At 73.3% G+C, this 15,373-nt stretch carries 14 protein-coding genes; 7 read left to right on the forward strand and 7 right to left on the reverse strand.

What is annotated here, in order from left to right:
- Positions 1 to 185 (reverse strand): hypothetical protein (locus D5H75_RS42590; RefSeq protein ID WP_206781953.1); only part of this gene is annotated, 185 nt, incomplete at its 3' end.
- Positions 186 to 240: 55 nt separating this feature from the next.
- Between D5H75_RS42590 and D5H75_RS09260 the strand changes: the two genes are divergently transcribed.
- The 6 genes from D5H75_RS09260 to D5H75_RS09285 all read left to right on the forward strand — a co-directional run bounded on the left by D5H75_RS09260 (position 241) and on the right by D5H75_RS09285 (position 7,002).
- Positions 241 to 894 carry an AMIN-like domain-containing (lipo)protein gene (locus tag D5H75_RS09260; RefSeq protein WP_119926002.1) on the forward strand — a complete coding sequence of 218 codons (654 nt, stop codon included), beginning with the start codon at positions 241 to 243 and terminating at the stop codon, positions 892 to 894.
- A gap of 4 nt (positions 895 to 898) precedes the next feature.
- A complete protein-coding gene (locus D5H75_RS09265; RefSeq protein ID WP_119926003.1) occupies positions 899 to 1,288 on the forward strand; it encodes a cupin domain-containing protein in 390 nt (129 codons plus the stop codon).
- Positions 1,289 to 1,386: 98 nt separating this feature from the next.
- Positions 1,387 to 3,054 carry a hypothetical protein gene (locus D5H75_RS09270; RefSeq protein WP_119926004.1) on the forward strand — a complete coding sequence of 556 codons (1,668 nt, stop codon included), beginning with the start codon at positions 1,387 to 1,389 and terminating at the stop codon, positions 3,052 to 3,054.
- 69 nt (positions 3,055 to 3,123) lie between these two features.
- Positions 3,124 to 5,295, forward strand: a complete 2,172-nt coding sequence (locus D5H75_RS09275) for a hypothetical protein (protein ID WP_119926005.1) — start codon at positions 3,124 to 3,126, stop codon at positions 5,293 to 5,295.
- Positions 5,296 to 5,338: 43 nt separating this feature from the next.
- Positions 5,339 to 6,430, forward strand: a complete 1,092-nt coding sequence (locus D5H75_RS09280; protein WP_119926006.1) for an adenosine deaminase — start codon at positions 5,339 to 5,341, stop codon at positions 6,428 to 6,430.
- Positions 6,427 to 7,002: a PH domain-containing protein gene (locus D5H75_RS09285; RefSeq protein ID WP_202638000.1), complete on the forward strand. Its 576-nt coding sequence runs from the start codon at positions 6,427 to 6,429 to the stop codon at positions 7,000 to 7,002. The genes D5H75_RS09280 and D5H75_RS09285 overlap by 4 nt, the downstream gene beginning before the upstream one ends.
- A gap of 255 nt (positions 7,003 to 7,257) precedes the next feature.
- Here the strand turns inward: D5H75_RS09285 and D5H75_RS09290 are convergent, their stop codons facing one another.
- The 3 genes from D5H75_RS09290 to D5H75_RS09300 form a co-directional block, all read right to left on the reverse strand.
- Positions 7,258 to 8,868, reverse strand: coding sequence for a phospho-sugar mutase (locus tag D5H75_RS09290; RefSeq protein ID WP_119926008.1), 1,611 nt, complete (start codon positions 8,866 to 8,868; stop codon positions 7,258 to 7,260).
- Positions 8,869 to 8,885: 17 nt separating this feature from the next.
- Entirely contained in the window at positions 8,886 to 9,689 is an 804-nt protein-coding gene (locus D5H75_RS09295; RefSeq protein ID WP_119926009.1) for a purine-nucleoside phosphorylase, read from the reverse strand.
- 143 nt (positions 9,690 to 9,832) lie between these two features.
- Positions 9,833 to 10,285 (reverse strand): gamma-glutamylcyclotransferase family protein, encoded by a 453-nt coding sequence (locus tag D5H75_RS09300; RefSeq protein ID WP_119926538.1) that lies wholly within the window; start codon positions 10,283 to 10,285, stop codon positions 9,833 to 9,835.
- A gap of 94 nt (positions 10,286 to 10,379) precedes the next feature.
- On the opposite strand from D5H75_RS09300, the gene D5H75_RS09305 reads away from it, so the two are divergent.
- On the forward strand, positions 10,380 to 11,768 hold the full coding sequence (locus tag D5H75_RS09305) for an NAD(P)H-quinone dehydrogenase (RefSeq protein ID WP_119926539.1): 1,389 nt from the start codon (positions 10,380 to 10,382) through the stop codon (positions 11,766 to 11,768).
- A 39-nt stretch (positions 11,769 to 11,807) separates the two neighbouring features.
- Here D5H75_RS09305 and D5H75_RS09310 read toward each other — a convergent pair whose 3' ends face one another.
- The 3 genes from D5H75_RS09310 to D5H75_RS09320 form a co-directional block, all read right to left on the reverse strand.
- The gene (locus D5H75_RS09310) at positions 11,808 to 12,161 is read right to left on the reverse strand and encodes a hypothetical protein (protein ID WP_119926010.1); all 354 of its coding nucleotides are present in this window, start codon (positions 12,159 to 12,161) and stop codon (positions 11,808 to 11,810) included.
- 148 nt (positions 12,162 to 12,309) lie between these two features.
- A complete protein-coding gene (locus D5H75_RS09315) occupies positions 12,310 to 13,356 on the reverse strand; it encodes a 2-oxoacid:ferredoxin oxidoreductase subunit beta (protein WP_119926011.1) in 1,047 nt (348 codons plus the stop codon).
- Complete coding sequence (locus tag D5H75_RS09320; RefSeq protein WP_119926012.1) at positions 13,349 to 15,196, reverse strand: 2-oxoacid:acceptor oxidoreductase subunit alpha; 1,848 nt, start codon at positions 15,194 to 15,196, stop codon at positions 13,349 to 13,351. Before D5H75_RS09320 ends, D5H75_RS09315 begins: the two co-directional genes overlap by 8 nt.
- Between the last annotated feature and the right edge of the window lie 177 nt (positions 15,197 to 15,373).

The following is a 15,373-nucleotide window of genomic DNA, read 5'->3' on the forward strand; positions in this document are numbered from 1 at the left end:
TCTTTGAACGGAAGGGCCATCCCGGTATGGGATGGCCCTTCCGGCATTTCCGGACCCATTTTCCGGAGCTGTTCGCCGGCTGTTCGGCATTCCCGAAGAAGCGCCCGCCCGCCGGCGCATCTCCCGAAGAAGCGCCCGCCCGCCGGCGCATCGGAACCGCCTGCGCCGCCGCGTGTCTCTTCCATGCCCGTTGTGATCGGTACGGCATGAACTCCGCGCCGTCCGGGGACGTACGGGAACATGCGGTCCTCCCGCCTGGCCGCCGGCGCGGCGGCGCTGACACTCGCCCTCGCGGCCTGCACCGGCTCGCCGCAGAACCGGGGCGAGAAGCTGGAGGGAGGCGGGACCCCCATCCCCGTGCCGCCGCCCTCGACCACCGCCGCCCCCGCGCCGCCGAGCACACCGGGCTCGCCAGGTGCGCCGGGCTCGCCTGGTTCGCCTGGCCCGGTACGGCCGGAGCCCGCCCCGACCCGCACCGAGCGCGTGGTCGTACGGCTCACACCGGAGCCGGCCCCGCTGGTCACCGGCGTGCGCGTCGGACGACACACCGGCTTCGACCGCGTCGTGTTCAACCTGGACGGCCCACAGACCGGACACCGGGTGGAGTACGTCTCCCAGCTCCTCCAGGAAGGGTCCGGCGAACCGGTGCCCCAGCGCGGCGGCGCGTACCTCCGCGTGGCGCTGAGCCCCGCGGCCGCCCATTCCCAGGACGGGAACAACGCCTGGACCAGCCCCCGCGTCCTCACGGTGTCACAGCCGAACCTGAGGTTCGTCGTCTTCACCGGCGACTTCGAGGGCACCGTGAGCGCGGGCCTGGTGCTGACCCGGCGCGCGCCGTTCCGGGTGTCGAGCCTGTCGAATCCGAATCGGCTGGTAGTCGACGTGGCACACTGATCACGTGGTACGTCGAATAGAGGCCCCGGCCCGGATCCCGGTCCCCGGCGGCAAGATCATTGATGAGTACGTCGGCAACGTCAGCAGCGGGGACGGCGATGTCTCGATCGCCGTCATGCAGGCCCCGCCGGGCTGGGAGGAGCCCGCGCAGACGCCGGAGTTCACCGAGTACACCATCGTGCTCCGCGGCTCCCTGGTCGTCGAGACCGGCGGCGAGACGCTGGACGTGAACGCCGGCCAGGCCATCGTCACCGAGCCCGACGAGCGCTTGCGCTACACCTCGGGTCCCGACGGGGCCGACTACATCGCGATCTGCCTGCCCGCGTTCGCGGAGGAACTCGCCCACCGCGACCAGGAGCCCCCGGACACCAGCCCGGGCGAACTCGTCGTCTGACGCACGACCCGGTCCCGCCCGCGATCGACGGCCGCCGAAACGGCCGCAGAATGGGATGAGCGGGAGATCACGTACGCGGGCGAGAGGGGCCGGAGACGATGTGGCGCTTCGGCGTGGCCGTCTACGCCGTGCTTCAGGGGATCGGGCTGCTCTGGTGGCTCGCCTTCTACCCGGGCATGCTCAGCCTGGACACGGTGTCATCGATCCGGCACGTCACCACCGGGCCCTGGGACAGCCGCCACTCCGTCCTCTATGATCTGCTGATCGGCGCCTCGCTCAAGCTGACCGGCGACCTCGGCGCGCTCACCCTCGCGCAGACCGCCGGCCTCGCGGCGGCGCTCGCCTGGCTCTGCGTCGCCCTCGCCAGGCTCGGCGTGCCGCGCTGGGCTACGGCCGGCGCGGCCCTGCTGCTCGCGCTCCTTCCCTCCTCCGGCTCCTTCGCCGTGACCATGTGGAAGGACATCCCGTACACGATCTGCCTCATCCTGGTCACCGCCACGGTCGCCGAACTCCTCGCCCGCCGCCGCACGCGCCGGCCGTACACGGACCCGCCGGGCGGCGACCCGAGCGCGAGCACGGGCACCGGCCCGGACGGGGACGCGGACACCCTTCAGGCCGCGGACACGGCCGAAGGCGCGGACCCCACCAAGGACGCGGGCACGCGTGAGGACGCGGACCCCACCAAGGACGCCGGCTCGGTGAGCGGGCGGGAACACGCCGGCCCCGCCGTACCGGATCATCGCGCGGGCGCGCCGACCGGCAGCCCCACGGGCGCGGAGGGGCCTGAGGACCGGGGCTCCCGTGTGGGCGGGCGCGGGGAGCGCGTGCTCGTCGCGGCGCTCGGGGCGGAGCTGCTGGCGCTGACGCTGTTCAGGAACAACGGGTTCGTCACGGTGGTGCCGTTGGTCGCCCTGCTGGTGATCCTGCTTCCCGGGGTACGCCTGCGGGTGCTGGCGGCGGGGGTCGCGGCGCTGGTCGTGTGGGCGGCGGTGTTCCTCGCGGGGTACCGGGCGGCCGGGATCGAGCGCGGGCCCTCCGCGCACACGTTCGGGACCGTGCTGCACGACATCGCCGTCGTCTACGCCGAACGCCCGGGGAGCTTCCGCGCGGAGGACCTGGCGCTCATGGAGCGGGTGGCGCCGCTGGAGGTGTGGCGGCGGGGCGGTTCGACGTGCTTCACCATCAACCGGCTGCTCTTCGCGAAGAGGTTCGACTGGGACGCCGAGAGCCGGGTCCACGGGCGGGTGCTCGGGCTCTGGGCGGACCTGCTGCGGCGGGAGCCCGGCCGGATCGCGGGCGTCCAGGCGTGCCGGGGCTCGATCGCGTGGTGGCCGGTGGACCGGGACCCGGCGGCGGCGGGCGCGTCCTACAAGTACCCCAAGGCCGCGCCCCGGCTGGAGCCCCGGGACGCCGCCCACACGCACCTCGTGAGCACGCGCCCGCTCTCCGCCGATCTCCACCGGATCGGGACGGCCGCCCTGCCCTGGAGCGCGGAGCACTCGGTCCTGTGGCGTGGCGCGCTGTGGGCCTACCTGGGGTACCTGTCGGTGATCGTGCTCGCCGTACGGCGGCGCGCCCCGGCACTCCTCGCCCTCGCGGCGGCCGTCGCGGCGCAGCAGCTCTCGGTGCTCGTCCTGATACCCGCCCAGGACGCCCGGTACATGATGCCGTGCCTGATCCTCGGCGTGGTGCTGTCGCCTGCGGCCTTCGCCCTGAAATCATCGCCGTGCGGCTCGTCTACCTGCGATGACGTGGCGAGGCGCTGACGCGGAGCCGGGGGGCCTCCGCGACGGGCGGTGACCCGGGCGGGACCGGGGCGGGGGAGGACGACGGTCATGTGGCGGATCGGCATCGGCGTGTACGCCGTGAACCAGGCGATCTACTTCCTGTGGTGGCTGGTGTTCCACCCCGGCATCGGTACCCGGCCGGGCACGATGAGCGGCGACCCGGCGCCGCACGCCCGGCACGGGACCGCCGATCCCCGGGAGAGCGGCCACTCGGTCCTCCACGACGCCCTGATCGACGTGTCCCTCGGGCTCACGGGCGACCTGGGCCCGCTCGTCCTCGCGCAGACGGCCGCCCTGGCCGCGGCGATCGCCTGGCTCTGCGCCGCCGTCGTCCGCCTGGGCGCCCCCGCCTGGGCGGCGGTCCCCGCCGCCGTCCTCCTCGCGATCCTCCCCCCGACGGGCTCCTTCCCGGTGACCAGGTGGCAGGACGTGCCGTACACCGTCTGCCTGATCCTCGTGGCGGCCGCCGTCGCCGGACTCCTCGCCCTCCGCCGCGCGCCCGGGCCCCGAAGGTCCCCGGATGCCGCGCCCGCCGGACCGGGCGCCACGAAGCCGGACGCGAAGGTCGCGGACGACGCCGGGCCCATCGACAGGCCGCCCATGGTGGTCCTCCTGCCACGCCCTTCCGAGGGCGTCCCGATCGACGGCCCGCCGGTACGGCCCGGCGGCGTCGCACCGGTCGCGCCCGGCCCGGCCGCCTCGCCGTACGCCCTGGGGAGCGGCCGCCGCGAGGGGCTCACCGACGGTCCCTGGAGCGGGCGGGGCGGGTTCTTCACGCCGCCGAACGCGGCGTACGTCGCGGCGGGTGTTCGCCCGCTGCCCGGCGGCGGTCCGCGGTCGGCGGGCGTCGGCGCTTCCGGCGGGCGGTGGGAGCCCGCGGACGCGACCGCGCGTGGTGAGGACGCGCCCGCGGGCCCGCGCGAGGGGAGCGCGATCGCCTCGGACCGGGCCGGGGACGGCGGCCAGGAGGCGGCGGGGGACGGTGCGTCCGCCGGGCCCCGGCTCTGGGTGCTGCCCAACAGCGGACTGGCCGGGCGGGCGGTCGCCGAGCCCGCCACCGCCACCGGACCGCGCGGGACCGGCCCGGACGAGGGCGCGGGGCCGCACAGAGCCGAACCGGCGGACTCGGCGGGCTCGGCCGGCGAATCGGGAGCCGAAACGGAGACCGGGACAGAGGTCGCGACGGGAGCCGGGACGGAGATCGCGACGGAGGTCGCGAGGGGGACCGGGACGGAGGCCGCGACGGGGGCCGGGACGGGGGCCGGGACGGAGGTCGCGGTCGCCGAGGGGCCGGGGTGCCCGGCCGGAGGGCTGGTGATCTGCGCGGGCGGCCCGGGGGAAACCGTCCCCGCCGCCGAGGCGGTGCCCGTCAGGCAGGCGCGGCGCGGGCCGGGGGCGCGGATCACGGCGCGAACGCGCGCCCGGGAGGCCCGGCGGCGGCGGCGTCTGCTGGCGGGGTTCTCGGTGGCGCTGGGCGGGGTGGTGCTGTTCCGCGGCGACGGGTTCCTCACGGCGGCGGCGCTGACGCTGCTGCTGGCCGTGGTGTGGCGGGGGATGCGGTGGCGGGCGGTGGCCGCGGGGACGGTGGCCGTCGCGCTGTGGGCCGGGCTGCTCCTGACCGGCTACCGGGTGGGGGCGACCCCGGCGGCGGCGCACGCGTACTCGGCGGTGCCGCACGACCTCGCCGTCGCCTACGCCAGGCGGCCCGGGGTGTTCCGGGCCGAGGACGTGGGGCTGCTGCGGCGGGTCGCGCCGCTGGAGGTGTGGCGCGGAGTCGGTGACTCGTGCTCCGCGGTGAACCGGCTGATCCTCGCGAAGGGGTACGACCGGGGCGCGGGGGACCGGCTGGGCGGGCGGCTCGCGGGACTCTGGACGCGGATCGCGAAGCGCGCCCCGTGGACGGTCCTGCGCGCCGGGCTGTGCCGGAGCGCGGTGGCGTGGGCGCCGTGGGCGAGCGCGGCGGCCGCGCCCGGAACGGGGATCCCGCACCACCCGTCGTTGTGGCGGGGCGCGCTGTGCGCGTACGCCTCCTGCGCGGCCGTGGCGCTGCTCGCCGTACGGCGGCGCAGGCTCGCGCTCCTGGCCCTGGCGGCTCCGGTGGCGGCGCAGCAGCTCTCGGCGCCGGCCGTGATCTCCGCGCAGGACTCGTGGCACATGACGGGCGCCCTGATCGTCGGGGTGCTGCTGCTGCCCCTCGCCGCCGCGCGCCGGCGCGGGTGACGGCGCCTACGCCGCAGGTGGTCGGCGCGGGTACCTTGGCACTGTGACTAACCTGCCCTCTCTCGACGAAATCCGCCGTGCCCCCAAGGTGCTGCTGCACGATCATCTCGACGGCGGGCTCCGCCCCTCGACGATCATCGATATCGCCCGGGAGACCGGGTACTCGGGGCTGCCCTCGACCGACACCGACAACCTCCGCCAGTGGTTCCAGGAGGCGTCGGACTCCGGGTCGCTGGAGCGCTACCTCGAGACCTTCGACCACACCGTGGCCGTGATGCAGACGCCGGAGGCGCTGCGCCGGGTGGCGTTCGAGGCGGGCGAGGACCTCGCGCTCGACGGCGTGGTCTACGCCGAGATCCGCTACGCCCCCGAGCAGCACACCGAGGGCGGGCTCACCCTGGACCAGGTCGTCGAGGCGGTGCTGGAGGGCTTCCGCGACGCCGAGGCGAAGTACGGCATCCGCGTCGGCACCCTGCTCACCGCGATGCGCCACGCGGCCCGCTCCCAGGAGATCGCCGAGCTGGCGATCCGCTACCGCGACCAGGGCGTCGTCGGCTTCGACATCGCCGGCGCCGAGGCGGGGTACCCCCCCACCCGCCACCTGGACGCGTTCGAGTACCTCCAGCGCGAGAACTCCCACTTCACGATCCACGCGGGTGAGGCGTTCGGCCTCCCGTCGATCTGGCAGGCGATCCAGTGGTGCGGCGCGGACCGGCTCGGCCACGGCGTGCGCATCATCGACGACATCGAGGTGCCCGGCGGCGGCGAGCCGATCAGGCTGGGCCGGCTGGCGGCGTACGTCCGGGACAAGCGCATCCCGCTGGAGATGTGCCCGACGTCGAACCTCCAGACCGGCGCCGCCAAGTCGATCTCCGAGCATCCGATCGGCCTGCTGCGCAAGCTGAACTTCCGCGTCACCGTCAACACCGACAACCGCCTGATGAGCGGCACCTCGGTCTCGCAGGAGTTCGCCAAGCTGGTCGAGGCCTTCGGGTACGGCTGGGACGACCTCCAGTGGTTTACGGTGAACGCCATGAAGTCCGCGTTCATCCCGTTCGACGAGCGCCTCGCGCTGATCAACGGCGTCATCAAGCCCGGGTTCGCGCAGCTCAAGTGGGCAGTGGGCCGTCCGTGAAACCGCAGGTCTTCCGGTCGAGGCTCGCGCTGGCGTTCGGCTTCGTCTGGCTCGCCTTCGTGCTCTTCAACCTGGTCGACATCGCGATCCGGGGCCGGAACGCCGAGGGCCTGGCCGCGAGCGCCGTCCTGCTCGCCATCACCGCGGTCGTCTACGTGACGTGCCTGCGCCCGGGGATCGTGGCGCGCGAGGACGGCGTGCTCGTCCGCAACCCGCTGCGCACGGCCTTCCTGCCCTGGCGCGCGATCGACGAGATCGCGGTCGCCCACGCGATCGTGTTCAAGTCCGGGGATCTGGTCGTGCGCTCCTGGACCCCGCAGACCTCCGCGAAGGAGCGGGCCCAGGCCGTGCGGAAGGGGCCCGAGCAGAGCGCGGAGCTCAAGCCGGACGCCCGTGAGGCGTTCCGCGGGCGCACGCACGCCGACTACGTGGCGGCGCAGCTCGAGGAGATGGCCGAGCAGCGCGCGGGCAGGTCGGCGGAGACGCCCGCCACGGTGAGCTGGGCGCCCACCTCGGTCGGCGCCATGGCCGCCGCGGCGCTCCTGGTGATCCTCGCGATCGTCCTGGGCTAGTTCCGGCCGCCGCGGTGACGCGGTACGGCCCCGGCGTCGTGGGCCGGGCCGTACCGCGCGCGGTGGCGATCACGCCTGGCGTGGGGATGCTCGCCGGCGGTCGTCGCCGGGGGCCGTACGGCGGGCGCCACGTCGTGCGTGACGCGGGCCGTACGGCTCCGGGCTCGGGTGGGCCCCGGGCGGCCTTCAGGGCCGCTCACAGGGCCGTTTACAGGGCCGTTTACAGGGCCGTTTGAAGGGCCGTCCGGCCGCCGGTCACAGGGCCAGGACGGTGGCCAGGTCGGTGCGCAGGGCGTCGAGGTCGCGCTCGGCCTGGGCGCGGGCCTCGGCGACCTCGCCCGTCACCGGGACCACGACCTCCAGGTAGGCCTTGAGCTTGGGCTCGGTGCCCGAGGGGCGGATGACCACGCGCGCGTCGCCGGCCAGGCGGTAGCGCACGCCGTCGGTGGGCGGCAGGCCGCCCGCGCCCGCGCTGAGGTCCTCGGCCCGGACCACTTCGCGGCCGCCCAGCTCGCGCGGCGGGTGGGCGCGCAGCCGCTCCATCGCCTCGGCGATCAGCGAGATGTCGGACACGCGGATCGACAGCGGCGCGGTGGCGTGCAGGCCGTACCGCCGCGCCTGGTCGTCGAGCAGGTCGAGCAGGGTCCTGCCGTCCCGCTTGGCCGCCGCCGCGAGCCCGGCCACGGCCAGGGCGGCGCCGATGCCGTCCTTGTCGTGGACCGGCAGGCCGGCGTCGCCGCCGACGCTGTAGCCCAGGGCCTCCTCGTAGCCGAAGACCATCCGGCCGCCGTTCGCCTTCATGATCCACTTGAAGCCGGTGAGGGATTCGGCGTAGTGCACGCCGTACGCCGACGCGATCTTGCCCAGCAGCGACGACGACACGATCGTGGTCACGACCAGGCGGTCGTCGCCCTTGGTGCCGCGCAGCACGTGCTCGGCCAGCAGCGCCCCGACCTCGTCGCCCGTGAGCTGGCGCCCGCCGGGCACGGCGACGGCGCAGCGGTCGGCGTCGGGGTCGTTGGCGATCACCAGATCGGCCCCGGCCGCCTCGGCGAGCTCCAGCACGAGGTCCATCGCGCCGGGCTCCTCCGGGTTCGGGAAGGAGACGGTGGAGAAGTCCGGGTCGGGCTCGGCCTGTGCCGCGACGACCTCGGGAGCGGGGAACCCGGCCCGCTCGAACGCCTCCAGCAGGGTCGAGCCGCCCACCCCGTGCATCGGGGTGTACGCCACGCGCACCTCGCGCTCGGGGCCGATCGGGATGGCCGTGACCGCGTCGAGGTAGGCGTCCAGGACCGAGCGGTCCAGCGTGGTCCACTCGGTGCCGAGCGGCAGCTCGTCCACCCGGCCCACCTGGTCGATGGCGGCCGAGATTTCCGCGTCGATCGGCGGCACGATCTGCGCCCCGTCGCCCCAGTAGACCTTGTAGCCGTTGTCGCGCGGGGGGTTGTGCGACGCGGTGACCATGACCCCCGCGTCCGCGTCCAGGTGGCGTACGGCGAACGCCAGCAGCGGGGTGGGGAACGTGGCCGGCATGATCGACGCCTTGAGTCCGGCGCCGGTCAGCACGGCCGCGGTGTCCCGCGCGAACACGTCGGAGTTGTGCCGGGCGTCGAACCCGATCACGACGTGCCTGCCGGGGCCGAGGACGCGCGCCAGGCCGGCCGCCGCCCGCATGACCGTGACGCGGTTCATGCGGTTCGGCCCCGCGCCCAGCTCGCCGCGCAGGCCCGCCGTACCGAACTCCAGCTTGGCGCCGAAGCGCTCGGCCAGCGCCGCCTCGTCGCCGAGCAGCGCCTCCAGCTCGGCCCGGGTCTCCGGGTCCGGGTCCTGGGCGATCCAGTCCCGGGCCCGCGCCGCCAGGTTCACAGCCTCTCGCCCCCCGCTCAAAGCTTGGTGACCAACTGGGCCAGGAGGACGCCCATGCGCTCGGCGGTCGCCCGGCCCACCTCCAGGACCTCCTCGTGGTTGAGGGGCTCCCCGGCCAGGCCGGCGCCGGGGTTGGTGACCAGCGAGATGCCGAGGACGTCGAGGCCGGCCTCGCGGGCCGCCACGGCCTCCAGGACGGTGGACATGCCGACCATGTCGCCGCCCAGGGTGCGGAGCATGCGGATCTCGGCGGGCGTCTCGTACGTCGGGCCGCGGAAGGCGACGTAGACGCCCTCCTGGAGCGAGGGGTCGATCTCCTTGGCCAGCGCCCGCAGCCGCTTGGAGTACACCTCGGTCAGGTCGATGAACGTCGTGCCCGTGATCGGGTTCGCGCCGGTCATGTTGATGTGGTCGCTGATCAGGACCGCGTCGCCGACCTTCTGGGTCTCGGGGCGGAGCCCGCCGGCGGCGTTGGTGAGCACCAGCGTGCGCACCCCGGCGGCGGCGGCCGTGCGGACGCCGTGCACGACCGGGTCCACGCCGCGGCCCTCGTAGAGGTGGGTGCGCCCGAGGAAGATCAGGACGTTCTTGCCGCTCTCCGTGGTGAGGGCGCGGACGGTGCCGCCGTGCCCCGCGACGGCCGGAGGGGCGAACCCGGTCAGCTCGGCGAGGGGGATCTCGGCCGCGGGGGCGCCGAGCGCCGCGGCGGCCGGGACCCAGCCGGAGCCCATGACCAGGGCGACGTCGAAAGAGTCGATGCCCGTGCGGGACCGGAGGTCCTCGGCGGCCCGGCGGGCGAGGGAATACGCGTCATTGCTCACGTTGGCCCAGGTTACCCGTACCGGTCCCCGTTAGTCCGCGCCGGTGCGCGGCCCTCGCGACGTCGCCGCAGGTCGCGACGGCACCCGCCGCTCGGCGCCGCCGGAGGCCGTACGGCCTCCGCCCGGCGCCGGTCAGCCGCCGGTCAGCCGCCGAGGGACTTGCAGGGGCGGCCGCGCAGGTCGCGGACGTAGTCGTCCGGGGCCCCGGCCTTCTCGGCCGCGTCGGCGAGGATGCCGAGGTAGCGGGCCGAGGGCAGGCCGCCCTCGTAGTCGTCGAGGACGTAGAGCCAGGACAGGACGGCGCCGTCGAGGGTCTCCACGCGCAGCCGGACCTTGTGGTAGATGCCCAGGGACGCGCCTTCCCAGCGGTCGAGTGAGGGCTCGTCCCACTCGGGTACGTCGTACAGGACGACGAAGACGCTCGACCCGGGGTCCTCGACGATCGTGGCCAGGGCGCCGTCCCAGCCGACGTCCTCGCCGCCGAAGGTCAGCCGCCAGCCGACCAGCCAGCCCGTCCCGCGCATGGGGGAGTGCGGGGCCCGCTCGGCCATCTGCTTGGGGTCCATGTTGCTGGCGTACGCCGCGTACACAGGCACGGTGAACAAGGTTAGTCCAGAGTGGGGCCCCCGGGGCGCGCAGGCGCGCGGGCCGAAGTCCGAGCATCTACCGACGTGCGGGAGAATGGAATACGTGAGCAGGATCGTGATCATCGGTGGCGGACCAGGCGGCTATGAGGCGGCGCTCATGGCCGCGCAGCTCGGAGCTCAGGTCACGGTCGTCGAGCAGGACGGGCCGGGCGGCGCGTGCGTGCTCACCGACTGCGTGCCCTCCAAGACCCTCATCGCCACGTCCGTGCGCCGCCAGGCGCTCGTGGACGCCCAGGGGCTCGGCGTCCACTACACCGGCGGCCCCGACGGCGACGTCGGCGGCATCCAGGTGGACCTGCCGCTGGTCAACAAGCGCGTGAAGGAGCTCGCCCGCGCCCAGTCCGCCGACATCGCGGCGCGCCTGGCGGCCGAGGGCGTCGAGGTGGTCCGCGCGGCGGGCCGCCTGGTGGACCCGCAGGTGGTCCGCGCCGGGGACCGCACCATCCGCGCCGACGTGGTGATCGTCGCGACCGGCGCCACCCCGCGCATCCTGCCCGGCGCCGAGCCGGACGGCGAGCGCATCCTGACCTGGCGCCAGCTCTACGACCTGGAGGAGCTGCCCGAGCGCCTCATCGTCGTCGGCTCCGGCGTCACCGGCGCGGAGTTCGCCGGCGCCTACCGGTCCCTCGGCTCCGACGTCACGCTGGTCAGCAGCCGCGACCGCATGATGCCCAACGAGGACGCCGACGGGGCCGAGGTCCTGGAGGAGGTCTACCGCCGCCGCGGCATGAAGGTCATGGGCCGCTCCCGCGCCAAGTCGGTCGAGCGCACGGCCGACGGCGTCCGCGTCACCCTGGAGGACGGCCGCGTCGCCGAGGGCACCCACTGCCTCATGACCGTCGGCATGATCCCCAACACCCACGGGATCGGCCTGGAGGAGGCCGGAGTCCACCTCGACAAGCACGGCTTCATCCAGGTGGACAAGGTCTCCCGCACCTCCGCCCCCGGCGTCTACGCGGCGGGCGACTGCACCGGGGTCCTGATGCTCGCCTCGGTCGCCGCCATGCAGGGCCGCATCGCCGTCTGGCACGCCATGGGCGAGGCCGTGCAGCCGCTGCGGCTGCCCACGGTCGCCTCCACGGTGTTCACCGACCCCGAGATCGCCGCCGTCGGCGTGAGCCACAACCAGGTCATGTCCGGCGAGGTCCCGGCGAACGTCGTCAAGCTCCCGCTGAACACCAACCCCCGCGCCAAGATGCACGGCTTCGAGGACGGCTTCATCAAGCTCTTCTGCCGCCCCCACACCGGCATCATCCTCGGCGGCGTCATCGTGGCCCCGCGCGCCAGCGAGCTCATCCTCGCGGTGTCGCTGGCCGTCCAGCAGCGTCTGACGGTGGACCAGATGGCCCACACCTTCTCCGTCTACCCGTCCCTTTCCGGCTCCATCACCGAGGCCGCCCGCCGCCTCATGCAGCCCCTGGTGACCCTCTGACCCTCTGACCCTCCCCTCCCGGGGCCGGGGCGGCCGGGATCAGTCGAGGTCCAGCTCCGGCGGGGCTATGAAGGGCTCAGGGATGCGCCAGATCACGCGCGGGCCCGGCGGGCCGGCGTTCGGCCGCAGGAGGGACGGGAGCGCCTCCAGGTCGAACTCCGGCAGATGGCGGAGATGGTCGAAGAACGTGGCGTCGGTGGCGGAGTGCGGCACGACGCAGGACTGCCCCTCGCGGTCCAGCAGGACGAAGAGGACGTCGTCGCCCGACGGGGCGAGCTGGACCTCCACCACGTCCTCCCACGCGAGCGCGTCCACGCTCCCGTCGGAGTAGTGACGGGTCACGCCCTCGTCGGTGACGTACACGTAGGAGTCGGGCTCCGCGTCTCCGCGCATGGCCGCGATTGTGACGACCCGAGGGTGTTCTCGGCAAGCGTTGCCATGGGGGCTTACCGGCTTTAGGCGAAATGGGCGGCTTGTCCGATGACGGAAAAGGGCGGTGGAAGTAGATCCACCGCCCGTTTGTCCGCTCCGCTGTACGGCGTCAGCCGATGCGCCAGGTGTCCCCGGACATCAGCAGCTCGCCCAGGTCGCCCTCGCCCTTCGCCGCGACCGCCTCGTCGAGCTGCGCGGCCATGAGGGAGTCGTAGGATGGCCGCTCGATCTGCCGGAAGATGCCGATCGGCACGTGCTCGAACGCCGGCTCGTCCAGGCGGGACAGCGCGAACGCCAGCGACGGGTCGGGGTTGCGCGCGTCGTGGACGAGGATCTCCTCCGGCGCGATCGACGCCGTGGGGACGACCTCCACGCCGCCGCCGGGCGCGCGGCGCACGGCCTTGGAGCCCTCGGCGCCGAAGACGATCGGCTGGCCGTGCACGAGCGGGACGGTGACCTCGCCGCGCGTGTCCGGGTCCTTCAGGGGCTCGAAGGCGTTGTCGTTGAAGATGTTGCAGTTCTGGTAGATCTCCACCAGGGACGTGCCCTGGTGCGCCGCCGCCTCGCGCAGCACCGACTGGAGGTGCTTGCGGTCGGAGTCGATCGTGCGCGCCACGAACGTGGCCTCGGCGCCGACCGCCAGCGAGATCGGGTTGAACGGCTTGTCCAGCGACCCCATCGGCGTCGACTTGGTGATCTTGCCGATCTCGGACGTCGGGGAGTACTGCCCCTTGGTCAGGCCGTAGATCCGGTTGTTGAACAGCAGGATGTTCAGGTTGACGTTGCGGCGCAGCGCGTGGATCAGGTGGTTGCCGCCGATCGACAGCGCGTCGCCGTCGCCGGTCACGACCCACACCGACAGGTCGGGCCGGGACGCCGCCAGGCCCGTCGCGATCGCCGGGGCGCGCCCGTGGATCGAGTGGAACCCGTAGGTGTTCATGTAGTACGGGAACCGCGACGAGCAGCCGATGCCGGAGACGAACACGATGTTCTCGCGGCGCAGCCCCAGCTCCGGCAGGAAGCTCTGGACCGCCGCCAGGATCGCGTAGTCACCGCAGCCCGGGCACCAGCGGACCTCCTGGTCGCTCTTGAAGTCTTTGAGCGTCTGCTTCGCCTCGGCCTTGGGGACCAGCGAAAGCGCCTTGAACTCACTCACTGTCGATCACTTCCTGGATAACGCCCGCGAGCTCCTCGGCCTTGAACGGCAGACCGCGCACCTTGTTGTAGCCGATGATGTCCACCAGGAACCGCGCCCGGAGCAGCAGCGAGAGCTGGCCCAGGTTGATCTCGGGGAGCAGGACCCTGTCGTACGCCTTCAGGACCTCGCCGGTGTTGGCCGGCAGCGGGTTCAGGTGCCGCAGGTGGGCCTGGGCGACCTTGCCGCCGGCGGCGCGCACGCGGCGGACGGCCGCCGCGATCGGGCCGTAGGTCGAGCCCCAGCCGAGCACGAGCACCCGCGCGTCGCCGGTCGGGTCGTCGACCGCCAGCGGCGGGATGTCCTTGGCGATGCCGTCGATCTTGGCCTGGCGCAGCCGGACCATCAGGTCGTGGTTGGCCGGGTCGTAGGAGATGTTGCCCGCGCCGTCGGACTTCTCCAGGCCGCCGATGCGGTGCTCCAGCCCCTCGGTGCCGGGTACGGCCCAGGGCCGGGCGAGCGTCTCGGGGTCGCGCTTGAACGGCTGGAACCCCGACTCGTCGTTGGTCTCGGTCGCGAACTCCACCCGCAGGTCGGGCAGGTCCGCGACGTTCGGCAGCCGCCACGGCTCCGAGCCGTTGGCGAGGTAGCCGTCCGAGAGCAGCATGACCGGGGTGCGGTACTTCGTGGCCAGCCGGGCGGCCTCGATCGCCGCGTCGAAGCAGTCGGACGGGCTGGCCGGGGCCACGATCGGCAGCGGGGACTCGCCGTTGCGGCCGAACATGGCCATCAGCAGGTCCGTCTGCTCGGTCTTGGTGGGCATGCCGGTGGAGGGGCCCGCGCGCTGCACGTCCACGATGATCAGCGGCAGCTCGGTGGCGACGGCCAGGCCCACGGTCTCGGCCTTGAGCGCGACGCCAGGCCCGGAGGTGGTGGTCACGCCGAGGGCGCCGCCGAACGACGCGCCGAGTGCGGCCCCCACCCCGGCGATCTCGTCCTCGGCCTGGAACGTGCGCACGCCGAACCGCTTGTGCTTGGACAGCTCGTGCAGGATGTCCGAGGCCGGCGTGATGGGGTACGACCCGAGGAACAGCGGCAGGCCGCTCTGCTTCGAGGCCGCGATCAGGCCGTACGCCAGGGCGACGTTGCCGGAGATGTTCCGGTAGACCCCGGACTCCAGCTTCGCCGGCTTGATCTCGTAGGACACCGAGAAGGACTCGGTCGTCTCGCCGAAGTTCCACCCCGCCTGGAAGGCGGCGATGTTGGCCTTGGCGATGTCGGGCTTCTTGGCGAACTTCTGCTCGAGGAACTTGATCGTCGCCTCGGTCGGGCGGTGGTAGAGCCACGAGAGCAGGCCGAGCGCGAACATGTTCTTGGCCCGCTCGGCGTCCTTCTTGGACAGCCCCGAGCCTTCGAGCGCCTGGACGGTCATCGAGGTCAGCGGCACCTTGTGCAGCCGCCACTCGTCGAGGGAGCCGTCCTCCAGGGGGTTGTCGGCGTAGCCGACCTTCTGCAGGTTGCGCTTGGTGAACTCATCGGTGTTGGCGATGATGTCCGCCCCGCGCGGCAGGTCGGCGAGGTTGGCCTTGAGCGCTGCGGGGTTCATGGCGACGAGCACGTTGGGGGCGTCACCGGGGGTCAGGATGTCGTGGTCGGCGAAGTGAAGCTGGAAACTCGACACGCCGGGCAGGGTGCCCGCGGGTGCGCGGATCTCGGCGGGGAAGTTGGGGAGGGTGGAGATGTCGTTTCCGAACTCCGCGGTCTCCGCCGTGAATCGATCCCCCGTGAGCTGCATACCGTCACCGGAGTCGCCGGCGAAACGGATGATCACGCGGTCGAGTTGCTGGACCTGCTTGGTCACAGATCAGTCCTCCTCGACGCGCCAGGGCGCCTTTGGTCGGTTGCCCAGTTCGGTAGGCGCGGTCGTTGTCATTTTCATGCTAGGTCCCTCGGGGACATGCGTATTCTCGCGCGAAGCGCTCGGGCGTACGGTGTGACTTACATCTCGACAACAAGAGACCGCCGCTGTTGATTTCAC

It is taken from the genome of Bailinhaonella thermotolerans, assembly GCF_003594875.1.
Lineage (GTDB): Bacteria > Actinomycetota > Actinomycetes > Streptosporangiales > Streptosporangiaceae > Bailinhaonella > Bailinhaonella thermotolerans.

Excerpts from the sequence above, each read along its gene's own strand:
- D5H75_RS09260 (WP_119926002.1), top strand. The coding sequence starts at position 241 with ATGCGGTCCTCCCGCCTGGCCGCCGGCGCGGCGGCGCTGACACTCGCC.
- D5H75_RS09270 (WP_119926004.1), top strand. The coding sequence starts at position 1,387 with ATGTGGCGCTTCGGCGTGGCCGTCTACGCCGTGCTTCAGGGGATCGGG.
- D5H75_RS09310 (WP_119926010.1), bottom strand. The coding sequence starts at position 12,161 with ATGCGCGGAGACGCGGAGCCCGACTCCTACGTGTACGTCACCGACGAG.
- D5H75_RS09275 (WP_119926005.1), top strand. The coding sequence starts at position 3,124 with ATGTGGCGGATCGGCATCGGCGTGTACGCCGTGAACCAGGCGATCTAC.